Below are 23,137 nucleotides of genomic sequence, written 5' to 3'. Positions count from 1 at the left end.
GGTGTGGTACGGGGGGATTTGGGGGATTTGGGGAGAAAAATCGGATTTCATGAGGTATGTGCGTGCTACAGGAAAATCCTGAAAAAGCACCTCCGGAATGGCTGGATCGGGAAACCTTTGCGGGGGGTCGGACGTCTCCTTCTACGTAGGGTAGGCGATCAATAGTCATCTGGGATGGTGACGATCTTTTGTCCCGATTGCGGCGTCTGGCATTCTGATGAAGAGTCAAATCTGTCAGGTTTGTTTTGACCGCTGGGTATCCCCAACGGCACGCGCATGCCCGGATTGTGGCCGGCGGTCCGGTGCCGAGACGCATGAAGGGCTCACGCTCGGCGAGGCCTGCCGGTCGCGTGATCCGCGGGTCGGCTTCTGGAAGGAACATCGGCGCGCCTTCGACGTCGAAGTGGTGAAGCCGCCAGGCGAGTGCTCGCCGACGACTGTGCGGACCGTGCGGAGATCACGGAGAACCTCGCGTCGTGCGACGGGTTCGTTTCGCTGTCCGATCGCGAACGGCCGGACGGCGGCCACCGGGAGCGGCAGGAGACTTCTCATCGCATTCTCACGGTCCGGTACGCAGGCCGAGCCGGTCTTCGTTTCGCACTGGGGCTCCGCTCTCATCGGTGGCGTTCTTTTCACCCATCACGAGAAGGCGGAGAAGGGGGCCCGTGGACGGTGAGTTGTGCCGTGAGGTGGTGCGGCTGTGTGTGCGGGTGGCGGGTCGGCAGGGGCCGGGGCCGTTGGGGGAGGCGGCGCGGGGGGTGAGGGGTCGGTTGGGGGACGGGAGGCTGTGGGTGGCGGTCGGGGGGCAGATCAACGCCGGCAAGTCGACGTTGGTGAACGCGTTGCTCGGCCGGGATGTCGCGCCTACGGGGGAGACCGAGTGCACCTTTGTGGTGGCTCGGTACATGCCTTCTCATCAGGACCGGGTGGTGGTGACGCCTCGGGTCGGTGACCCGTACGAGGTGCTCACGGGGCCGCGTGGGGGATTGCCGGTGCGGGACGGGGGGCTCGGTCGTGCGCCGGGGGAGGTGGCGTGGGTGGATGTCGAGTTCTCCGGTGGGGAGATGCCGCTCGCTTGCGTGCTGGTCGACACGCCGGGGCTCAACTCGCCGAACCATGACGACGACGGTTCGATCGCGGCGCTGGGGGACGCGGACGCCGTGCTGTACGTCATGCCGCATCCGGGTGAGGACGACGCCAAGGCCTTCATGGAGATACGCGACGGCGTGGATGCCTCTCTGGCCGGACGTTCCGGACGGATCGGGGTGATCAGTCAGGTCGACCGGCTGCCGAAGGACCCGAGGAAGGACCCGTGGACCCTGGCGTCGCAGTTGGCCGCGACCTACGGAGAGCGGCTGCGTGCGGAGGTGAGCGCGGTCGTGCCGGTCGTGGGTCTGCTGGCGGAGACGGCGCTCGGCGCCGAGTTCACCGAACGCGACGCCGAGCTGGTGCGGCTGCTGGCCAGGCACGACCCCGGGGAGGTGTACGAGGCGCTGTACGACGACGACGAGTTCCGTCACTGGGAGGACGGGCCGCTGGAGGCGGGGGAACGTTCCCGGCTGCTGGGCATGCTCGGCATCCACGGTCTGTGCCTGTGTGTCGAGCACGTCAGGAACGGCGCCATGGGCTCCTACCGGTTGCTGGCACACCTGCGTGAACGTTCCGGTGTCGACCGGCTGGTCGAGACGGTGCGGAGTTCCCTCGGCCCGCGGACGGACTGGCTGCGCGCCGCGTCCGCGCTGACGCGGCTCACCGAGGCCGCGTGGCGGGATCGGAACGGAGAGTGGCTGCTCGACGCGGTGGAGGAACTGCGCCGGCTGCCGGTCTTCGCGCGCGGCGCGCTGCGCGAGGCGCTGTGGGAGGTGGAGAGTGGCCGGCTGCGTCTCGACGCCGGCGACGTCGAGGCGCTTCGCCTGCTGGTCTCGCGCGCCTCACCCGGGGAGGCCCTCGGCTTGCCTCCAGGCGCCGGCCGCGCCGATGTGGCGCGTGCGGCGGGATGGGAGACGACCCGCTGGCGGTATGTCGAGCAGGATCCGACGCGGCCGCCGAGGCTGCGCCGCTTCGCGGGGACCGCGAGGCGATTGTGCGAGGGCTACCACCCTGACATGCGGCGATGAACGAAGGACCCCCTATGGATGATCGTACGACGGTGGCCGGCTGGCAGCTCGCCATCGACTTCGGCACGTGCAACACGGCCGCGGCCACCCTGTACGACGGCCGTGTCGAACCGCTGGAACTGGAACCCGGCACCGGCAGGAACTTTCCTTCCGTGGTGCTGCTCGGCGACGGCGACGACGGCATCGTGGTCGGCACCGAGGCGCTCAACTCCGCGGAGGTCACACCGGAGCGCGTCGTCCGGCTGCCGAAACGCGAGCTTCGCGCCGAGTCGCACACTCTGGTGGACGGTGAGAGGATCGAGACGGCCGACCTCGTCGCCGCGATCTTCCGCAAGGTGCTGGACACGGCGCGGCGGAAGTTCGCGTTCACCGGCCAGGGCCCCGAGCGGGTCGTGCTCACCCACCCGGCCCGCTGGCCCGACGACGCGCGGGACCGGCTGGCCGTCGCGGCGGAACGCGCGGGTCTCGGCACGGTGGACTTCATGCCGGAGCCGGTCGCCGCGGCCCGCTGGTACCTGCGGCTGCGTGACCTCGCCGTCGGCGAGTACGTCGTGGTGTACGACCTCGGCGGCGGCACGTTCGACACCGCGGTGCTGCGCCGCGGCCCCGACGGGTTCGAGGTGTGCGGCGTGCCGCGCGGCCGTGAGGACATCGGCGGCGAGGACTTCGACCAGGCGCTGCTCGAAGTGGTGCGCGAGCACGCGCACAGGCGCGATCCGCGTGCCGAGTACGCCGTGTGGGAGGGCCGGGACTGGCAGTCCCGGATGTGGCGGGACAAGTGGGCCAAGAAGATCACTCAGGCCAAGGAGAGCCTGTCGGAGCGTGTCCGGTACCTGATCCGTGAGGAAGGCTTCTACGACCCCGGCATCGAGGTCACCCGTCAGGAGTTCGAGCAGGCGATCACCCGCATGGTGAGCAGGACGGTGGACGAGCTGGCCGCGGCCATCCGCGAGGTCACCGCGGACGGCGCCGGTGTCGACACCGTCTACCTGACCGGTGGTTCGAGCGCCATCCCGCTGATCAGGCGGATGATCGGCGAACGGTCCGAAGGCCGGGTCGAGGCGGTGGTCGCCGCCGAGCCGAAGGCCGCGGTGTCGCTCGGCGCGCTGACCGGCCTGCCGGGGACCGAGACGGCCCCGGGACGGCCGAGGCTCTGGCGGGCCGAGGTGACCGGCCGTCCCGGGGCCCCGGTGCTGGCGGGTGAGGTGCTGTACGTCGGCACCGACGAGGGGTTGATCTACGCGCTGAGGGCCGCGACCGGCGGACAGGTGTGGCAGACGGCCGTCTGCGCGCCGGTCACCTCCCCGGCCGTGCACGGTGACCGGCTGTACGTCGGTGACGCCGACGGCCGGCTGACGGCGTTCGCCGTCGTGAACGGCAAGCGGCGCTGGTTCCACTACCTCGGCCGCTCGGTGCACCGCAGGCCCGTCACCGCGGCCCCCGTCGTGGACGGCGGTCACGTCTACGTCGGCACCCGCGAGCAGGGCCTGTACAAGTACACGCTCGACGGCGGCCACGTGTGGACCTACGGCATCGCCGGGGTGGACGGCGGCGCGCCTGTGGTGGCGCAGGGCCTGGTGTTCGCCGGCAGCGAGTCGGGACGGGTGACGGCCATCGACGCGCACCTCGCGCAGCGGCGCATGAAACGCCGCCTGCCGGGTGGCGCGGTCTCCGGCTCCCTGGCCGTGACCGCCAGGCATGTGTTCGCCGCCGACGCCGGCGGCACGCTGCACGCGGTGGAACGTGCGGCGAACAACCCTGTCACCTGGGCCCGCGACGTCGGCGTGCCGCCGGGAACCGGTCCGGTCTTCGACCGCGGCCGCGTGTACGTGGGGACGGCCGAAGGCCGCCTGCTGGCGCTGGACGCCGTGACGGGGGACGAGCGCGCGTCGTTGCCCGCGGGTGGTCCGGTGACGGCGACACCGGTGATACGGGACACGACCGCGTATGTCGTCGCGGGAGACAAGCTCACGGCGGTGGACCTCGACACCGGCGCCACGCGCTGGACCACCGTCGCCGCCGGCCCCGTCACGGGCCCGCCTGCCGTCGGTCCCTTCTTCGCCTACGTCGCCGTCACCACCGGCCACATCGAAGCCGTCGACCTCGTCACGGGAGCCACGGCTCCATGAGCGAACAGGAGGAACACGACATGCCGAGCGCAGCGCACACGCCTGACACGCCGGAACCAGCGGAGGCGGCCGGGACGGCAGGACGTTCCTGGTTGCCGTGGCGGTCGCCGTGGTGGCCGTTCACCGGAAAAGAGACCTCCGGCGAACCGGACTCAGCCGAGATGGCCGGCAGGGAGGACGGCACCGGCCAGACGACCGGCACCGGCCAGGAGGCCGGCAGCGCCGAGGAGAAAAGGACCGGTCACGAGGACAGAGCCGGTCAGGTTGGCCTGCCGGAGGACCCGGGGCCGCCGTCGTCACCGGACGCATCCCCCGAGTCGGGTCCGGGCCACGAGGACAGAGCCGGTCAGGTCGGTCCGCCGGAGGACCCGGGGCCGCCGCCGTCACCGGATCCGTCCCCCGGGTCTGGGCCGGGTCGCGACGCACCGGGTCCGGAGGAGAGGGACGCCGATCCGCAGGAGGTTTTCGCGCGTGCGCAGGCGGAGGCCGCGGCGGCGTTCGCGGCGGTGGAGGCGAGGGCCGGGGAGTGGGATCGGCTGGTCATGGTGTGTGTGGACCTGGCGGATCGGCTGCGGGTGCACGACGCCGGCCTGTTCGCGGTGCTGCGGAGCGGGCTGGAGGAGGTCGGGGTGACGCTGGCCGAGGTGGACGGGGAGCGGTTCGACAGGAAACGGCACCGGGCCGTCGGCAGGGAGCCGACCGGTGAGCCGGGACGCCACATGACCGTGGCGCACACCCAGTTGTGCGGGGTCACCGACCGGGACCGGCAGGTCCGTCTCCCGGCGGTCGTCGTCTACGTGGAGGCGGGTGAGGGCAATGGCGGTTGAGCACGGACAGCGGCGCGACGGGTACGCCGGGGACAGGCCACGGAGCCAGGAGCGGCAGGCGGCCGGTGGGGGAGGAGCCGGGGACGGCCAGGGGCAGCCGGCGGCGGGTGGGGGACGAGCCGGGGGGAACGGCAGGCGCGGTCATCACCTGGAGGGGGAGGCGCGCAGGTATCTCGCCGACCTCGTCACGGCGTTGAACGAGCAGGGGCGTACCGCCTCGGCGGCCGGGGTGGAGCGGCTGGCGGACGAGGCGGGGGGTCAGGCCGCCACGGTCGTCGTGGTGGGGGAGAAGAAGCGCGGCAAGAGTTCGCTGATCAACGCGCTGGTGGGACGGCCCGAGCTGCTGTTCACCGATGTGGACGTCGCGACCAGCGTGCATGTCGTCGTCCGGTACGGCGCACGTGAGCACGCCGTGGTGGTGGACCGCGAGCACCCGCAGGGCCACGAGATCCCTCTGGAGGACATCGACACGTACGCGGCACTCGACCCGGTCACGCAGCGGCCTCGCGCCGGCGGTGTGGAGCACGTGGAGGTGTATCTTCCCGCGCCGCTGCTGGCCGGCGGGCTCGCGCTGATCGACACCCCCGGGGTCGGCGGCCTCGTGGCGGGACACACCGCGATCACCCTGGCCACGCTGGCGAAGGCCGACGCGCTGCTGTTCGTCGTCAACGGAAGGAGCGAGCTGACCGCCTCGGAGCTGCGTTTCCTGACCCTCGCCACCCAGCGCGTCTCCACCGTCATGTTCGTCCTCACCCAGACCGACCGTTTCCCCGGCTGGGAGAAGGTCCTCGACGCCGACCGCGAGCTGGTGGCACGGAAGGTACCCGACTACGCCGGCGCGCCGTGGTTCACGGTCAGCAGCCGCCGCAAGTCCGACGCCGACAAGGCGGAGCTCGCCGGCCGGAGCGACACCGCCGCGCGGCGCTACCAGTCCAGCGGTTTCGGCGCGCTGGAGGCCGCGCTGCGCGACTCGGTGGCGGGCCGTGCCGACGCGGTACGCCTGGCCAACACCGTGCGGACGGCTCTGCACTGGCTCAGGCTCGCGATCATCGAGGCAGGGAACCGCGCGGGGACGCTCGGCGGCGACCCGGCGCTCACGGCGCGGGTGCGCAGGCAGCGCGATCTGCTGGCCGACCACGAGCGGCGCGGCGAGGGCTGGCGTGAGCGCCTGGAGCGGCGCACGCGGGCCGAGTCGGCCGCGCTGCGGCGCCATGCCGGCGACCGGCTGGAGGAGCTGCGGTGGACGCTCGACCAGCGGATCAGGCAGGGAGGCGGGGAACTGCACACGCAGTTCCCGGCCGACGTGGACGCCGCGGCGCGCGGTCTGCTGATGGGGTTCGAGAGCGACCTGCGGTCCCGGCTGTCGGCAGTCGCGACGGCCGTCGCCGAGGAGTTCGGCGCCGAGGGTGCCGAGGCGGTCGCGGCGGAGCTGGTGGTCGCGGTGGATCTGCCGCCGGTCCCGAGGGCGGAGCGTCCGCCTCGCGGTCTGCTCGACCAGGTCGACCGCGCGTCTCAGTACGTGGACCTCGGGACGGTCGCGGCCACGGCGGCCACGGTGCTGATCTGGCCATGGCTCGGCCCACTGGTCGGGGTGGCCATCGTGGCCGCGCTGGCGCGCTGGCGGGGACGCGTGGACGAGCGCGCCAACCGGGAGGCCGATCTGCGCGACGGCCTTGAGCGCGTGCTGGAGGGTCTGCGGCGGGAGATGCTCGCCGCGGCGGACGACGCGGTGGCGCGGACGGAACAGGCGCTGATCCTGCATGTCGGCCGGAGCCTGGCCCGCGCGCGCCACGAGCTGACCGCGGTGCTGGAGGACGCCGAGGAGGCGCTCGGCCTGGAGCGTGAGGCGCTGCGTGCGCGCAGGGCCGCGGCGGACGCGCGGCTGGAGCGGCTGGAGCGGCTGGAGGAGCGCGGCGACGACATCCTGGGGCGGCTCGATGAGTGACCGGCGATTCGCGGTATATGGGGGGATTTATCGCTTTTCTGGGGATTATCCGGTGCCAGGAATTTCGGTCATGCTGCCATCTCCGGGTGCGACGCGAGCGTCTTTACCTATAGCGGGTGGAGGTGCCGGTGGTGTGACTTCTGTTAAAGGTGGGAAATGACCGGAGGCCGGATCGTCTCCCTGATCAAGGGGAACCCTTTACGCCTCGCGCGCGTTGGCCGTTCGACACGGTTCTCCGGGTTTTCCCGGAACCGTCCGAACGTCCCGTCGCCTTGGGGGAGAAGGGAGAACGGGCAGGTGGGGGAAACATCACGCGATGATATTCGTATGCCTTCGTGCTCGGTGGGCCGATTACGGTCAAAGGTCCGAATCCGAAGCTGGTCAGTGCCATTGACCTTTCTGTTCGCGCTGCCGCTCGCGGCCGCACCCGCCGCGGCGGTGCCGAGCCCGATCCAGGTGCAGCCGATCGACGTGGTGATTCTCGTCGACGAGTCGGGAAGCCTCTCACAAAGCGCGGTCACCGCCGAGCGCGCCGCCGCCGCGCTGCTCGCCGTCGGCGAGTTCTCCTCCCGGTCCAGGGTCGAGGTCGCCGGATTCGGCAGCAAGAACGCCGGCGCGCAGGCCGCGCTCGACGTCGTGTGCCCCCTCGGACCGCTCGCCACCCGCGAGGACCGCGAGGCCGTCGTGGACTGCGTGCGCGACCTGCGCCGCCGCACCCCGGAGGAAGGCAACGACACCGACCACGTCGCCGCCATCGGCCGTGCCGTGTCCACCCTGCGCGGCAGCGGTGAAGAAGGCCGGCAGAAGATCGTGTTCCTGCTCACCGACGGCGTGCTCGACGTCCGGCGCAGCCCCAACTACGGCGACTCGCCGGACACCAGGCAGAACGCGGCCCGGCAGTACCTCAAGGCACACCTGCGCGAGGCCGCCGAGGCAGGCATCCAGATCTGGCCGCTCGGCTTCGGCAAGGCCGACCTCGGACAGCTCAAGGAGTTCGCCGTCGGAAAGCCGTGCAACAACCTGACGGGTTCGCGGCCCGCGGCCCAGCTCATCCAGCGCGAGGACCAGGTCTTCGCGGCGATGGTCCGGGTGTACAGCACCGCGCGCTGCGCCGGCTCGCAGGTCGCCCACCCGCAGGTCGTGGACGCCGGCGGCGCCGAGTACCGGCTGGACATCCCCGAGATCGCCACCGACGCGTCCATCACCGTCGCCAAGTACAACCCCCGGTTCACCGTCACCTACATCGACCCCGAGGGGAACGTCGTGCCGAAGTCCGGCGCGCACGACGGCTCGACGTTCCAGGTGTACGGCGAGGACAGCCCCGTCGAGGGCCTGCGCGTCGAGCTGCCCCGTCCCGGCCGGTGGACCGTCAAGGTGCAGGCCCCGCCGGGTGCGCGGCCCGAGCGGGTCGTCGCCGCCGTCACCTGGCAGGGGGCCGTGCGCTCCACCATCACCCTGGACGAGCAGAACCCCGAGCCCGGCGGCCAGGTCGTGGTGCGGTCACGGCTGCAGACCCGGCAGGAGGTCGTGGTCTCACCCGCGGCCCGTGAGGGGCTCACGTTCAGCGTGGACATGACCGGTGACGGCGTCCCGGAGCCGGTGCACGCACGGCTGCGTGACGACGGCACCGGCCCGGACCGCACGGCCGGCGACGGCGAGTACGCCGGCGTGGTGACCGTCCCGTCCACCGCGACCGGGGGGCTGCGCTTCGTCGGCGTGGTCGACGCCGTGGGGGTGCAGGGGGACAAGGTGCCGTACGAGACGAGGATCGGCCGGCCCGGCAGCAGGGTGCGCACCGTCGTCGACATCCCGAAGCAGACCGTGGCGCCGGGGGAGGTCGCGCGCGGCACGCTCGCCGTCACCAACGACACCGGTGCGCCGATCGACGCGACGCTCGTGCTCGACGGGCTGCGTGACGGCGACCGCGTGCAGGTCCTTTCCCCGTCGGTGCGGTTCCCCGTCGGCCAGACCCAGCGGGACGTGGAGCTGGTGCTCCAGAGCGGCACGGCGCTCGGCGAGATCCCCGGCGCGCTCGTGCTGCGCGACGCCGCCGACCCCGGCCACGAGTACGGCAGGGGTTTCGTCAAGGTCACCGTCGCCTACCCGCCGTCCCCGCTGCCGTGGATCCTCGCCGCGCTGGCCGTGCTCGCGATCGTCACGCTGCTGGTCGTCGTGACCCGTGCGCGTGCCGCCGGCGTGCGCGGCGACGTGCAGGAGCTGACCCTGGTGCTGTACCGCGGCGACAGGGAGGCGGCGCGGTGGCGCGCACCGGTGGGCCGCACCCGCAAGCTGGAGTTCGTCATCCGCGACCCGCACGGCCTGCCGCAGTTCGACCGGCCCGCGCGCGGCGACCAGGTGTACGAGGTGTCGCGCGGCGGCGCCGACGGCGGCCTGTTCCTGCGCACCCCCGAAGGCGACCGGCGCGGCGTACGTCCCGGCGTCCCCGAGCCGATCGGTGACGGCCTCACCGTCGCCGTGCTCGACGGCCGCCTCACCGCGCGCACGCCGGCCGGGCCGTACGACCCGCCGGACCCGTACGGCGGGTCCACCACCTCGTACGGCGAAGGCTCGTCCACCGGCCCCTACTCCTCGTCGTCGTCCGGCGACCCGCTCCTGTGAGCCGCACCGGTAACGGAAAGGGAACCGTCCTATGAAGATCTACCAGCCGATGATGTTCGTGGGGCTGGGTGGAACCGGATGTCTCATCGGCGCGGAGCTGGAGCGGCGCATCAGGGACGAGCTGTGCGGGCCCGACGGCAGGGAGCTGCTCGACCGCATGCCGGGCCAGGGCCTGCTGCCGTACCAGCTCCCGTCCTGCCTGCAGTTCGTCTACGCCGACCTCAACGAGGCCGAGCTGCTGCGCCTGCGTACGCGCGTGGTGCCGTCACCGGAGCACGCGTCGGCGGCCGAGCGCACCATGCACCTGGTCACCGACCTCGTGCCGCGGTTCGACACCTACCCCGAGGTGGCACGCAGCCTGCGGATGAACGCCAAGAGCATGGTCTCGGCCTGGCTGCCGCCGTCGGCGGGTGAGCCGCGCGTCGCGCCGCTGGTGCGCGGCGCGGGCCAGCTCCCCACGGTGGGCCGCGCGGCGCTGTTCGAGACGCTGCGGCACGGCCTGCGTCCCGCGCTCGCGCCGCTGTCGTCGGCGGTGGGCCGCATCAGCACCTCAGGCGGTGAGCTGGCGCAGCTCGGCGGCCGGCTGCGCGCCTCGTGCGACGTGTTCGTCGCGTTCTCGGTGGCCGGCGGCACCGGCGCCGGCATCTTCTACGACTACCTCCACCTGGTCGGTCACGCGCTGGAGCAGGCGGGCCTGCGCGCGCAGATCCACCCGCTGGTGCTGATGCCGTCGGCGTTCGACGAGGGCCTCGGCGGTGGCCGCCGCGCGACGCTGAACGCCGGCCGCTCGCTGCTCGACCTGTTCCGCCTGGTCGACGACCAGAACGGCCACGCGGCCGGCACCGAGCTGAGCAACACCGGCGTCACCGGCGACCTGTACGTGCGCTACCCCGTCGAAGGGGAGATCAGGCTGCGCGCGTCCACCGTGCAGACGGCGTTCCTGTTCAGCCGCACCCCCGGGGTGGACCGCGAGGACCTGCACCGTTCGGTGGTGTCCCTGGTGATGTCGCTGGTCGGCACCGACGTGGACCAGCAAGGCGGCGCGGACTTCGGCCGCGGCTTCGACCGGGTCTACCAGTCGTTCGCCGACGACTTCATCAACCGCGGCGTGGAACGCGAGACCATGGCCGTGTCCGGCATCGGCAACCGCGGCGTGTCCACGAGCCTGGTGGCGTCGATGACGGTGCCGGTGGACGACCTCGCCGACCTGGTGGCGTCCCGCGTGCTCGCGCGGGCCGTGTCGGAGCTCGCGGTGCCGCCCCCGGGCCGCGCCGAGAGCAACCGCGACGCGCTGGAGGCGATGTTCGGCGCCACCAACATCGGCCCGCTGCTGCACCGCGCGCCGCTGCCGTTCACCGAGCCGCCACCCGCCGACGGCGCGGCCGGCGTCTACCGCGTGCTCGCGACCCGGGTGCGCGGCATGGAGGACAACCTCAGGACGCTGGACAACACGCTGCGCGGCACCGTGCCGCAGATGGCGCAGGAGTTCGATCCCCGGCGCGGCGTCGAGCAGATGCTCGGCTCGTTCGACCCGCTGCGTGTCGGCCGCATCGTCATGGGTCACCCGTCGCTCGCCGACGAGGCCGACCAGATGGGGTTCCGCGGCCTGCTGGAACGCCGCCGCAGCGACCCCGCCGGCCAGGGCCAGGCCGTGCAGCCGCCGCTGCCGCAGCTACGGGACGGCCTCGCCGGGCTGCGCAAGGTGCGCTTCGCCGACCCGGTGGTGCAGCGCACCCTGCGCGAGCAGGACGCCTGGTACCAGGCACGCGCGCGGGCCGTGTGGCACGCCGCGTGGGGCGACCAGACGTCCCGCTGGGAACACAAGCTCGGCCGGGTGATCCGCGATCTCACCGAGCTGCGGGACGAGCTGGTCACGCACGCGCAGGAGGACGACGCGCGGTTCGCGCGCCGCGCGCGCGACCTGTACCGGCCGAGGGTCGGCGTGACGTACCTGCTGCCGCCGCGCGGCGAGGACCTGGAGCACTTCTACGAGCAGGTGATGGCGCGCGCCGTCGCGCACCAGGTGGGGCTCGGCAGGTTGCGCGGCAACGAAGGCGAGGCCGGGCTGCTCGGCGCCGTACTCGGCCCCGACGGCTGGCGCCAGGTGTTCCGGATCAGCACCGAGCAGAGCCCCGCCGACGCGCGGGCCTACCTGCGCGACCGGCTCAAGCAGGCCGTCAAACGCCTGTTCCGTGACCGCGCGCAGGGGGAACGGCCGCTGTTGCCGCCGATGGCCGACCTGCTGGCGCAGGCCGCCGGCAAGGACGGGCCGCCGGTCGGCGAGGAGGACCTGACGCAGTTCAGGCAGGAACTGGCGGCGCTGGTGCCGAGCGGGTTCACCCCGCAGGGTTCCGGCGAGCTGAAGGTCCTCATCTCCTATCCCGCCGTCACGGCGGACGCCGCGGTGGAGTCCTACCTGTACGACCGGATCAACCTGCCGAAAGGCGGCCCCCGGCCGGAGTTCCGGCCCGCCGACACCGACGCCGTCGTGGTGGTGCAGTTCCGGACATCCATGGGGGTGACCGAGGTCCCCGAGCTGCGCGAGGTGCTGCATTTCTGGGGTCAGGCGCTGCGCGACGAGCAGGACCAGGACTTCCTGCGCTGGCGCCAGCGCCTCGGCTACGACTACGGCTACCTGGTCACCACGCACGAGCATCGCGTCAGGATCCTGCAACGCCTGCTGTGCGCCATGTGGAACGGCTACGTCGAGGTCGAGCGCGGCAACCCCGACTCGCCGGAACGGATCCGCGTGGTGCTCGACCCAGGCGCGGACGCCATGGCCATGACCCTGGATCTCACGACGTACGCCGGCGCGTCCTCCTGGGGAAGCCTGCTGCGGGCCTACGAGGAGTGGACGCTCAGCGACGACCAGACGGTGCGCCGCGACTTCGCCGCACGCCTCATGCGGCTGCTGCCGGAAGGCCTGGAGACCACCCCGGTGTCGCCGCACCCGATGTTCGACCTGTTCTGGCGCGTGTCGGAGGAACAGCTGAAGCTCCTGGAGATCCGCATGCCGACGCTGTCGGAACAGGGCCGCAGACAGGCCGAACGGCTGGCCGAACTGTGGCGCGACACCCTTGAGCAGGCGTTGCGCGCGCCGTTCACCGGTGTCTCCAACCCCGTGAACACCAATCTGATCGATCTCGTCGAGGCGGTACGCCGGTGGCCGTGACCGAAGAGATGGAGCCCGATGTCCTGCTCCTGGACATCAGGGACCGCGACCACGGCGACGAGGGCTGGAGCGCCGTCGGCGCCGACCGGGGCCGCGTCCTGGTCGTCGACCGGGTGGACCGGCTGGCCGGACGCGGCCCGTTCTACGAACGCGTCCTCGGCACCCGCGCCGTGCGCGCCGTCCTGTGCCTGGTCGTCGGGCCCGCGGACCCGGCGGGGGACACGGCGCTGCGCCTGTCGCCCGCCATGGCGTCGTCGGAGGTCGCGGCCACACTGTGGGCCGGCGACCTCACCGGCGTGGAGTGGGACATGGAGACCGGCCACGCCTACGCCGGACGTGACGACCCCGGCGGCAACCTGCTCCAGCTCCAGCAGGTGCTGCTGCTGCCGGAGATCTTCGACACGGTGGTCGCGCAGACCAGAGGCATCCCCGACCGGGTCGCGTCGGTGGGGTTCACCGTCATGTCCGGCCACTTCGGTGACGAGCTGCTGGCCGACGCGCTGAGCGACGGCCTCGAACGGCTCATCGGCGGCGCGGACGCCACGCGGGCCGGCGCCGCCGCCGACCTCGCCGCCGCCGACCGGTCACCGGGACGCGTGCTCGCCGTGCTCACCGGATCGCACACGGGCCCGCCGCCGGATCCGCTGGTCCCCGGCGGGCCGCTGGCCGTGCGGCGCGACGAGGCGCTGCTGCGCGCGCGTGGCCTCCAGGCGCTGCGCGCCAAGCTGGAGTCGGTGACCGCGCTGGTCGCCGGCGGCCCGCCGGGAACCGCGGTCCACGGCCTCGTCACGGCCGGCGAGGCGCTGCGGGTCTTCCGCGACGAGGCGGCACGGCTGTTCACCGAGGCCGGCGGTTTCGACGGTGAGGACCACACGGTACTGGGCCGGCTGCGGCGGGCCGGTGTGCGGATGGACGGCGACCCGCGGCAGGGTGACCCCGCCGAGGCGCTGCGCGACGTCGTCAGGTCGCAGTTCAGGAGCGGTGTCTCCCTGCACACCATCGTGGCGCGGCTGCGCGCCTACGCGGCCCGCGTCGCACCCGCCGGCAGCGGCATGCACAGGTCCCGGCTCACCGCGGCGTGTCCCGGCCGGCTGCTCGCCGAACTGGCGAGTCCGTACCCGTTCACGCTCGACCCGATGCGCACGGGGCTGCTCGCCGCCGCCGGGGTGCTCGGCTTCCTCGTGGGCCTCGGCATGGGCCCCCTGGCCGACAGCCTGATGGGTGCGCTGCTGCGCCTGGCCGGCGTCGTCCTGTTCGTCCTGCTGGCCTGGTGCGGCGGTGTCGCGCTGCTGCACGCCAGGGTCCCCGAGCGCGACGGCGAGCACGGCTGGACGGCGCTGCCGGTCCGGCCGCTGCTCGCGCACGGCGGCGCGGCCATGCTCGGTGTGCTCGCCGGTCACGCCTTCTGGCGGGTGCCTCCCGGCGGCGACTGGCCGGGGCCGCCGCTCGCGGTCACCGTCCTCGTCGTGGTGCCGGCCCTCGCCGGCATGGCCTTCACGCTGTACCTCTGGTGGCGCGGCGCGGTGGCCCGCTGGTACGCCGGACTGCCGGTCGCCGAGGCCGGGGCCGCCGCTGGCGCGCTCGACGGGGTGGTCACCGAGGTGGCGTTCCAGGAGTGGGTTCTCGCGCGGGCCCGCCGCGCCGCCGCCGACACCGCGCAGACGTACGCGTCGGTGCTGGAGGACCTCGTGCGCGCGCTGCACCGCGGCGTCACCGAGCAGCGGGAACGGCTCGCGGGACAGACGGGGCCGGCGCGCCGCGGCGCCGTGGGCTTCCCCGAGTTCCGCGCCGAGTTCGCGCAGGTGGTGTGGGACGACCTGACCGACCTCGCGGCCCACGTGCTCGACCCGCTGTGGCAGCAGATGTACGGCGGCGCGCTGCGCGACGTCACGTGGCGCGTCGAGGAACGGGCCCGCGCCGGGCTCGACGGCTACTGGGACCACCTGCGTCAGCGCGGGGTGCACGAACGGCCGTCGTTCGCGCGGGACAACCCGCGCCGCACGGAGTTGGCCGAGTCGGTGTGGCGGCGCTCGCCGGACCTCGCGGAGCTGGTGCGCATGCGCGTGGGAGGCCGGATGACGCAACTGTGCGGTCAGGACGAGCTGCGGTACCTGCGGGCCACCGGAGGCGCGATGTCGGTGCGGTTCGCACCCCGGGTGGCCCAGCCCCCCGTGGGGGCCGGCGGGGACCGCACGGGCCAGGCCATCCGGTTCCCCGGCGACGTGGTGTGGACCGCCGCGAGCCGGTACGCCGGGGTGCTGCGCCTGGTGCCGCTGCGCACCGGCCTGGTGGACGTCACCTGGGCCAGGAACGTGCCGCCGTCGCACAACCGGGTCGCGGGAGGCATGAACGGCGCGGCGGGCCCGGCCGGTTCCGCCGCGCCTCCCGCCGGGCCCGGCAAGGGAGGAGGACACGGTGACTGACCCCGGCGCGCTGAAGATCGACTTTGTCGACGTGGACGGCGGTCTGCGCCAGTGGAAGGTGCTCGGCCGGCGCGAAGTGCCTGACGTACCGGGGTCCGGCATGACGCTCGCCGAGATCGAGGCGGAGGCGGAGTCCGGCCCGGTCCTCCTGGTGCAGAAATCCATCGGCCGTGAGGCCGATGACGCCGACCCCGGACTGTACGCACGCCTGGAGAACGAGGTGCGCGTCGGCCTGCTGCTGCGCCGCAGGTTCGGCGGGCCAGGCTACCCGGCCGAGCTGGCGCGGCTCGTCGGGTACGACGTGGACGGCGGCGAGCCGTTCGCGCTGTTCGAACGGTTCGTGGGGCCGTTCGCGGCGGAGGTCGCCGGACGGCTGCTGCTGGACGAGCAGCGGTCGTTCCAGACGAGCCTGCTGCGTGGCGTGCGCATGCTGGAACAGGTCGCCGTCGTGCACCGCGGCATCACGCCGTACAGCGTGCGGTGGGACGGCCACCGCGCGCAGCTCACCGACTTCGAGACGGCCGCGCCGGCGTTCCGGGTCAGGCGTGCCGCGGGGACCCGGCCGTGGGCCTCGCCGCAGCAGCGCGTGGGGGGAGGCGGGACGTGCGCGCGGGACGACGTGTGGAGCGCCGGCATGGTGATCTACCACATGTCCGTCGGCCTCGCCTCGGCCGCGGCCCTGGAACGCGACCCCGATCTCGGCCTGGTGGAGCCGCGCACCAAGGAACTGCTCACCGGGGTCTTCGCGCAGAAGGCCGTCCACCGGCCGCATCCGGTGGAGCTGCTGGGCCGGCTGAACGTCCAGGACCCGCTGCCTCCGCCGCCGGAGGAGCCGGACCGCGGGTTCAGGGAAGGCGGTCACCGGTTCGACGAGCTGATGCGGCAGAAGCACGGCACGGCGTACCGGCGGCCCCCGGAGCCCGCCGACCGGGTGGTGCGCGACGAGGACGAGCCGGAGCCCGAGGCCGCCGCGCACCGGGGGGAACCGACGATGCCGCGCCAGGCGCCTCCGCCGCCGCCACGGCCGGGGGCCGGCGCCGGCGTGGCCGTGGCCATAGTGATCACTTTGGTGGTCATCGGGGTGATCTTGTGGCTTCTAGGAGGTCTCGTTGGCTGACGACACGCGTGAGCGCGTCCGCTGCCCGGTGTGCCTGGACTCCTTCGTCTGGGCCAGCGACGGTTCCAATCTGTTCGAGCTCGATCCCGACCGGCTCGAATACCGTCCGATCGACCTCGCGGGCCTGCGCGACCCCCACAAGCGGGAGGTGCGGCTGCGTTCGGCCTTCCTGCTGTGCCCCAACCCGTCCGGCGACGTCGAGCCGCACTACCTGCCGGTGCTGTACGGCCGGTACCGCAGGCCGCTGGTGATCGGGCTGGTCGGGGGAAGCAGGACCGGCAAGACCCACCTGCTCGCCGCCATGCTCGGTGAGATCGAACGCGGGGGCCTCGGCGGCCACGGGCTGACGGCGGTGCCGCTCGACATGATCAGGCACGGACGGTTCTACCGGAACTTCGTGCAGCCCCTGTACCGCGGTCAGCGGCTCGGGTTCACCCCGCCGACCGACATGCCGGAGTTCGTGGACGCGCTCATCGTCAGCCGCACCGGGGAGACCGGCGGACATCCCGTGGCGTTCTTCGACATCTCCGGCGAGCAGCTCGCCAAGATCGGCAAAGGGGAGCGGTTCCTCGCGGCGGCCGACGGGTTGATCTTCGTGGTGGACCCTGAGCAGGCGCTGCGGCTGCCGGGCCTCGCCGACGACACCGGCGAGCTCGGCGACCCGGCGTTCAGCAACGTGCTCAACCAGCTCCACCGGCAGGACACGCTGCTCGACGTCCCCGCCGTGGTCGTCGTGAGCAAGAGCGACCGGCTGCGTTTCCTGCATCCCGCCGACCGCTGGCTCGCCGCCGCCACCCCCGGCCACCTGGACGCCGAGCTGCTGCGCATGGAGAGCCGCGACGTGTACGCGTTCCTCCACCAGCACGGCGCGCAGGGCTGGCTGCTTCCCGCCGCGCGCTGCCGCAGGGCCACGCTGCACTTCGCGTCCGCCACCGGCGGCAGGTCCACCGACCAGCGCTTCCCGCGTGGCGTACGGCCGCAGCGCGTGCTCAACCCGCTGATCGCGATGCTCGCCATGACCGGGGTCATCACCGGGGCCGAGGCCAAGGAGGTGGGCCGGTGAGCGCGGGGGAGGGGCTGGACTGGCTGGTCTTCGGCTGGGAACAGCAGGACGGCGGCCTCGGGCTGCTGAGGTCGTCCCTGCCTGCCGAGGAGCGGGAGTTCTGGGACCGGCAGCTGTTCACCCTGGTCGAGGTGCAGCGCGACGCCGGCGCCGCGTCCTCGCCGAGCCTGTGCCGGCTGGTGATCGACGGGGAACCCGTGGCTCTGCACCGGCACCCCACGTCCGATCCGGATCCGCGGCGGCGCATCCGCACGTACGCCTACAAAGGGGTGCCGTCGCTGCTGGGCCCGCGTGAGGTGCTCGGCGTGGCCGACTCCTGGCACACCCGCCTCCCCGACGCCGCCGAGGGGCCGCCGCTGTCCCCGGCCGCGCTGCTGACGCTGACCCCCGCCATCCAGGGAGCGCTGACCGACCGCGTACGCGGCGCCGAGCCCGGTGTCACCCCCTCCGCGCTGTCCCCGCTGGCCGCCGGCCTGCCGCGCCTGGTGGCCGAGGTGCTGCGCGACCCCGAGGCGATGTTCTCGTGCCGGCTCGCCGCCGGCGCCGACGCCAAGGTCGTCATGTGGGGCCTGCTGGACCTGCTCGACCGGGTCGTCGGCACCACCGGCGCCGGGTACTGGGCCTTCTCCACCGAGCAGAGCGACGACCTCGCCGCCGGCCTGCCGCGGTTCGTGTTCCTCGCCGAGTGGCCCTACAGCGCCAAGCAGTCACGGCACACCCGCGTGGACCTCGAACAGGAGCTTCGTCCCGGCGACCCGCACGACGAGGTCGCGGCCCGCCTCGTCGAGGCCTACCTCGGCGACCCCGCCGGGGTCGCCGAGCTGTGCCGCGCCGCCGGCCTGAGGGAACAGGCCCCCGGCGGACGCCAGGTCGCCGCACTCCTGAGGTACTTCCGCCGCCACCCGTACGGACTGTCCGCCACAAGACCCGAGCACGAGCCCGAGCAACAGCACTGGGACGACGAGGGGGACCTGCTCGCACCTCGTGACGACGAACACCTCGACGTTCTCGGCCCGGTCCCCTCCATGGCCCCCGGCCCGGACCCGGTCACCGAGCCCGCCGGCCAGGACGTCCCTCCTGACGCGGACCGGTCCGTCGACACGACCGGCGCGACCAAGGCCTACCTCTTCCGCACCGGACGTCCTCTGGTCAGGCCCCCGCGGTCGCGCAGGCCCTACGCCAGGGACGACGGCGAGCCCGATCTGCTGGAGTCGCCGGAACCCGCCGCGCCGCCTGCCGTACGGCACGGCGCGGCGCCTGACCCGCTCGGCGCGGACCGCACGTATGCCATGACGGTCCTGGTGAACGCGCTGCGGTTCGCGAGCGACGGCGACGAGCTGCGCTCCTACCTCCGCGCGTTCCCGGTCTCGGCCAGGGCCGACCCCGAGAACCGCGCCGTGCTGCGCGCCGCGATGGAGAAGTACGGCTGCTTCACCGAGCTGTTCACGCGCCTGCTGCCGGAGCAGGACGTCGAGCACACGCTGAAGCACGTGACGATGTGCGCCTTCCACGACGCCGACATGGCGGCCACCGACGCGTTCGCGTGCTCGGCCCGGCTCGCCGGCCGCCAGGACACCCCGTCCGCCGTGGTGACCAGGCTCATGGAGCTGGTGTCGTACACCGAGCCGGACCGGACCAGGGAATGGATGGACATCGCGGCCGGTGAACACGCGCGTTCCTCCGGGCCTCCGCAGCACGGCACCCCCGGCTTCCCGCCGGCGCCACAGCAGCGGCCGGACGACAGGCAGGTGGCCGTTCCGCTGCGGAAGGAGTCACGGTGGCGCCTGCGGCGGTCGTCCACGGGCCGCAAGCGGCCACCGCAGGCGTACAGCAACCGGGCCTCGGGGGTGGAGGGTCCCTGGGTGCCGGTCTTCATCGTGGTGGTCCTGCTCGCGCTCCTGGTCGTCGTGATCCTCACGCGGTGAGAGCGCGGGCCCCGGGACCATCCCCGAACTCCGGGGTGCCGCGGCGGGCCGTGCGGAACCTAGAATCCGCGAGGTCGGCAATGGAGACGGCGCGTGAGGGCGAGGTGGCCGTGGAGGTGGGGACACCGGTGTCGGCCACGACGCGCGTCACCGGGCCGTCGGGACGCACGGTCGAGATGACCGAGGGTGCGCGGCTGGTGTTCGGCAGGGGTGCCGACGCCGACCTCATGCTTCCCGGCGACCGGGGGCTGTCCCGCAGGGCCGGGGTGGTGACGGCGCTGCGCGACGGGGCCTGGGTGGCGAACATGAGCTGCACCCATGCGTTGTACGTCGAGACCGACGGCCACCGCATCCGGCTGCCGCGGCTGCGTGACGGCGACGAACCGGCCGGCGGGTGGTTCATGCGGTACGGCACGGCGCTGGTGGGGTCGGGGGCGATGCTCGACGACGGCCAGCCGCTGCGTGTCGTCGTCACCCCGCGCGAGGCGGAGCCGGACCTGCGCGCCGAGCACTCCGGGCCCGGCCAGGCCGGGGCCAAGGGGGACAGCACGCTGCTGCCGCTGTACCTGGACCCGATGACCAAACTGTTCCTCGTGGCCCTGCTGTGGTGCCGTCCGTGGCTGGTCGACCCGAGCCGCACCACGCCGCTGCCGCGCACCCCGGAGATCGCGCGCGCCGCGCTGGAGGTCACCGACGCCAGCTACGAGCTGGAACGGTTCACCACCGACCCGGCGTTCCGTGACCGGTTGTCGGCCAGGGTCGGCGAGCACATCAAGGTGCTCCGCCGCAAGATCATCGGCCGGGGCCTGGCCCGCGCGGGAAGCAGGCTGTCGGACGAGGTGGTGGTCGGCGTGCTCCTGGAACACGAGATCATCACGCTCACCGACCTGGCACGGCTGGACGACCCGGTGTGGTGCTCACGCCAGGAGGACCTGTGGTGGAGCGGCATGCCGTAGCGGCGCTACTGCGTGCTGACGCTGAACGCGGCCCGCGCGTCCGGACCCCCGCCGGACGCGCGGACCGTCACCTCGTGGCGACCCGGGGGAAGCCGGCCGGGGAAGAACTCCCGTTGCTGGTTGACGGCGTAGTTGAACGTGCCCTGCCGGTCCACCACCGGCATGATCGGCGAGGCCTTGCCGCCGTCCAGGTGGATCGACACGCGTCCGCCGGGGGGCCAGCCCCTGCCGTGCACCACGAACACCGTCCACCCGTCCCCCATCGGCTGGTTGACCAGGAGGCGCGGCTTGCCGCGGGACGACTCGGTGGCGCCGTGCGGCGCCGGCGGGTCACCTGGCGGCGGCCCCTGCGGGGGGCCGCTCCATTCGTACGGTGCGGCGCGCTGGCTGCTGAGCACCAAGCCGACGACCGTGCCGCCGAGCACCAGCGCGAGCACCACCGATAACGCGTACACCACCAGCTGCACAGGCCCGGCCACCCGGCGCGGCGCCGGTAAGGAGGCCCGGTCGTCGTCGCCGTCCCGCCGTGCCGTCGCGTCCGTCGGGCCTGATGGTGTCCCACCCGCACCGCTCGGCTCGTCCGGCTCCGAGCGCGAACCCGGCGGCACGTACGTCACCTCGTCCTCGTCGAGCGGCTTGACGTCACCGGGGTCCTCGAACGGCGCGTGCGCCGCCTGCCGGTACCGCTCGATCAGCCCGACCGCGCGCGGCGGCAGCGAGGCGGCCGAGAACGTGCGCTCCTCCTCGGCGGAGTGCCGTGCCATGTGGGTCAGCAGCCACCCCGCTGTGGGACGGAGGTCGGGGTCGCGCTCCAGGCACCAGCCGACCAGGTCCGTGAGGCCTTCGGGGAGTCCGCTCAGGTCAGGCGGCTCGGTGGCGAGGCGCACCAGGATCTCCGACATGGACCGGCCGGGGTACGGCGAGTGGCCGGTCGCGGCGAACAGCAGCGTGGAGCCGAGCGAGAAGATGTCGCTCGCCATGACGGCCTCACGGGTGTCGCGGGCCTGCTCGGGGGCCATGTACGCCGGGGTGCCGACCGCCTGCCGCGTCGCGGTGAGCGTCATGCGCTCGGCCGCGCGGGCCACCCCGAAGTCGATGACCCGCGGCCCGTCCAGCGACACCAGCACGTTGGCGGGCTTGAGGTCGCGGTGCACCAGCCCCACCGAGTGGATCGACTCCAGCGCCTCGGCGCACCCGGCGGCCAGCCACCGCACGGCCGGCACGGGAAGCGGCCCGCACAGCCGCACCAGCCGTTCCAGTGACGGCGCCGGAACGTACGCCGTCGCCAGCCACGGCACGTCGGCGTGCGCGTCGGCCGCCACCACCGACGCGGTGAAGATGCCGCTGACCCGCCGCGCCGCCGCCACCTCGTGCGCGAACCGCGCACGGAAGTCGTGGTCGTCCGCCAGGTCACTCCTGATCGTCTTCACCGCGACCAGCCGTCCCGCGAGGGACCGGCCGAGATAGACCCGTCCCATGGCCCCGGCGCCGAGCCGGCCGAGCAGCACATAGGTGCCGACCTGCCGGGGGTCCTGCCGGGATAACGGCTCAACAACCACGTGCCCCAACCCGCCTACTCCTGTCGACTACGGGAAACGCTTAGCCACCTCACTTTCATATCCTCAACCATCTCACTGGTCGTGCTATTCAGTGCACTTCACCAAAAATGCATGAATATCTGACAGGGTCACGCGAGGATGCCGCCGAGTTCGTCGCGGGTCACCTCACCGGGGCCGGTCGCGCCGCAGAGGGTGAGCGCGTTCTCCAGCTCGGTGCGCAGCAACGACAGCACGCGGCTCACGCCTGCCTCGCCGGCCGTGGCCAGACCCCACAGCACGGGCCGGCCGACCGCCACGGCGGTCGCGCCGAGCGCCAGGGCCTTCACCACGTCGGTGCCGCGCCGCACACCGCCGTCCAGCAGCAGCGGCACCCGGCCGGCCACGGCCTCGGCGACGGCGGGGAGCCGGTCCAGCGAGGCGGCGGCGGTGTCCAGTTGCCGTCCGCCGTGGTTGGACACGATGATCCCGTCCACGCCGTGCTCGACGGCGAGACGCGCGTCCAGGGGATGCAGCACGCCTTTGAGCAGCAGCGGCAGCGTGGTCATCGACCGCAGGCGGCCGATGTCGGCCCAGGAGATGTGCGGAGAGAGCACCACCTGGCGTACGTGGCCGCCTTCGCGCATGTTGGCGCAGTGCAGGTCCGGCGGCAGGTCGTGGAAGCCGTTGCGGTCGCCGCGCTCGTTGCGGCCGAGCGCGGGGGAGTCCACCGTGACCACCAGGGCCCGGCAGCCCGCCGCCTCGGCCCGGCGGACCAGCGACTCGGTGAACGCCATGTCGGGCTGCGGGTAGAGCTGGAACCACAGCGTGGCGCCGGTCGCCGCGATGTCCTCGATCGAGACGGTGGACAGCATCGCGGCGATCATGATGACCCCGGCCGACGCGGCGGCGCGCGCGGTGGCGGGCTCGCCTTCGGGCCAGGCCAGCCGGTGGAACGCGGTCGGCGCGAGCAGCACCGGCATGGCGGCGGGGGTGCCGAGCACGGTGGTCTCCAGCCGCGGCGGGCCGCCGCCGCGCAGCACCCGCGGCACCAGCATGCGGCGCCGGAACGCCGCCTCGTTGGCGGCGACGGTGAGCTCGTCCTGCGCGCCGCTCGCGAAGTAGTCGTAGTGCGCGGGGTCCAGCCGGTCACGCGCGGCCGTCTCGAAGTCGCGGACGTTGACCGGCCCGGGTGTCAGGTCCAGGGTCACGGGGTTCGCCGGGGGGTGAGGGTTACAGGGATGGCACCGTTACAGGGGATTCCACGGTGACCTTTATGCGCATATTTCCGGATATCTGGTCCCCGCAC

At 73.0% G+C, this 23,137-nt stretch carries 13 protein-coding genes; 11 read left to right on the top strand and 2 right to left on the bottom strand.

Going from position 1 to position 23,137, the window contains the following annotated elements:
- The first annotated feature begins 791 nt into the window (after window positions 1-791).
- From BJ992_RS21875 to BJ992_RS21825, 11 genes are all read left to right on the top strand, one after another.
- Window positions 792-2,117: a dynamin family protein gene (locus tag BJ992_RS21875; RefSeq protein WP_184983923.1), complete on the top strand. Its 1,326-nt coding sequence runs from the start codon at window positions 792-794 to the stop codon at window positions 2,115-2,117.
- A 14-nt stretch (window positions 2,118-2,131) separates the two neighbouring features.
- Window positions 2,132-4,246, top strand: coding sequence for an outer membrane protein assembly factor BamB family protein (locus tag BJ992_RS21870; protein WP_184983921.1), 2,115 nt, complete (start codon window positions 2,132-2,134; stop codon window positions 4,244-4,246).
- Entirely contained in the window at window positions 4,243-5,073 is an 831-nt protein-coding gene (locus BJ992_RS21865; RefSeq protein ID WP_184983919.1) for a nucleotide exchange factor GrpE, read from the top strand. Before BJ992_RS21870 ends, BJ992_RS21865 begins: the two co-directional genes overlap by 4 nt.
- Window positions 5,063-7,018, top strand: coding sequence for a dynamin family protein (locus BJ992_RS21860; protein ID WP_184983918.1), 1,956 nt, complete (start codon window positions 5,063-5,065; stop codon window positions 7,016-7,018). The genes BJ992_RS21865 and BJ992_RS21860 overlap by 11 nt, the downstream gene beginning before the upstream one ends.
- Window positions 7,019-7,402: 384 nt before the next feature.
- On the top strand, window positions 7,403-9,637 hold the full coding sequence (locus BJ992_RS21855) for a VWA domain-containing protein (protein ID WP_184983916.1): 2,235 nt from the start codon (window positions 7,403-7,405) through the stop codon (window positions 9,635-9,637).
- Between the two features lie 31 nt (window positions 9,638-9,668).
- Window positions 9,669-12,809 carry a tubulin-like doman-containing protein gene (locus BJ992_RS21850; RefSeq protein WP_184983914.1) on the top strand — a complete coding sequence of 1,047 codons (3,141 nt, stop codon included), beginning with the start codon at window positions 9,669-9,671 and terminating at the stop codon, window positions 12,807-12,809.
- A complete protein-coding gene (locus BJ992_RS21845) occupies window positions 12,806-15,232 on the top strand; it encodes a hypothetical protein (protein ID WP_184983912.1) in 2,427 nt (808 codons plus the stop codon). Before BJ992_RS21850 ends, BJ992_RS21845 begins: the two co-directional genes overlap by 4 nt.
- Window positions 15,225-16,349 (top strand): protein kinase family protein, encoded by a 1,125-nt coding sequence (locus BJ992_RS21840; RefSeq protein WP_184983910.1) that lies wholly within the window; start codon window positions 15,225-15,227, stop codon window positions 16,347-16,349. Before BJ992_RS21845 ends, BJ992_RS21840 begins: the two co-directional genes overlap by 8 nt.
- Entirely contained in the window at window positions 16,342-17,412 is a 1,071-nt protein-coding gene (locus tag BJ992_RS21835; protein WP_184983908.1) for a hypothetical protein, read from the top strand. The genes BJ992_RS21840 and BJ992_RS21835 overlap by 8 nt, the downstream gene beginning before the upstream one ends.
- On the top strand, window positions 17,409-19,337 hold the full coding sequence (locus BJ992_RS21830; protein ID WP_184983906.1) for a hypothetical protein: 1,929 nt from the start codon (window positions 17,409-17,411) through the stop codon (window positions 19,335-19,337). The genes BJ992_RS21835 and BJ992_RS21830 overlap by 4 nt, the downstream gene beginning before the upstream one ends.
- An 80-nt stretch (window positions 19,338-19,417) precedes the next feature.
- Window positions 19,418-20,293, top strand: coding sequence for an FHA domain-containing protein (locus BJ992_RS21825; protein WP_184983905.1), 876 nt, complete (start codon window positions 19,418-19,420; stop codon window positions 20,291-20,293).
- Between the two features lie 5 nt (window positions 20,294-20,298).
- Here BJ992_RS21825 and BJ992_RS32260 read toward each other — a convergent pair whose 3' ends face one another.
- Together BJ992_RS32260 and BJ992_RS21815 are read right to left on the bottom strand one after the other, a co-directional pair.
- Window positions 20,299-21,852 (bottom strand): protein kinase domain-containing protein, encoded by a 1,554-nt coding sequence (locus BJ992_RS32260; protein WP_221474926.1) that lies wholly within the window; start codon window positions 21,850-21,852, stop codon window positions 20,299-20,301.
- Window positions 21,853-21,980: 128 nt separating this feature from the next.
- A complete protein-coding gene (locus BJ992_RS21815; protein WP_221474925.1) occupies window positions 21,981-23,039 on the bottom strand; it encodes an alpha-hydroxy-acid oxidizing protein in 1,059 nt (352 codons plus the stop codon).
- Window positions 23,040-23,137 lie beyond the last annotated feature (98 nt).

The organism is Sphaerisporangium rubeum, from assembly GCF_014207705.1.
GTDB classification, from domain to species: Bacteria; Actinomycetota; Actinomycetes; order Streptosporangiales; family Streptosporangiaceae; genus Sphaerisporangium; species Sphaerisporangium rubeum.
This window is presented reverse-complemented; position numbering and strand designations above follow the sequence as displayed.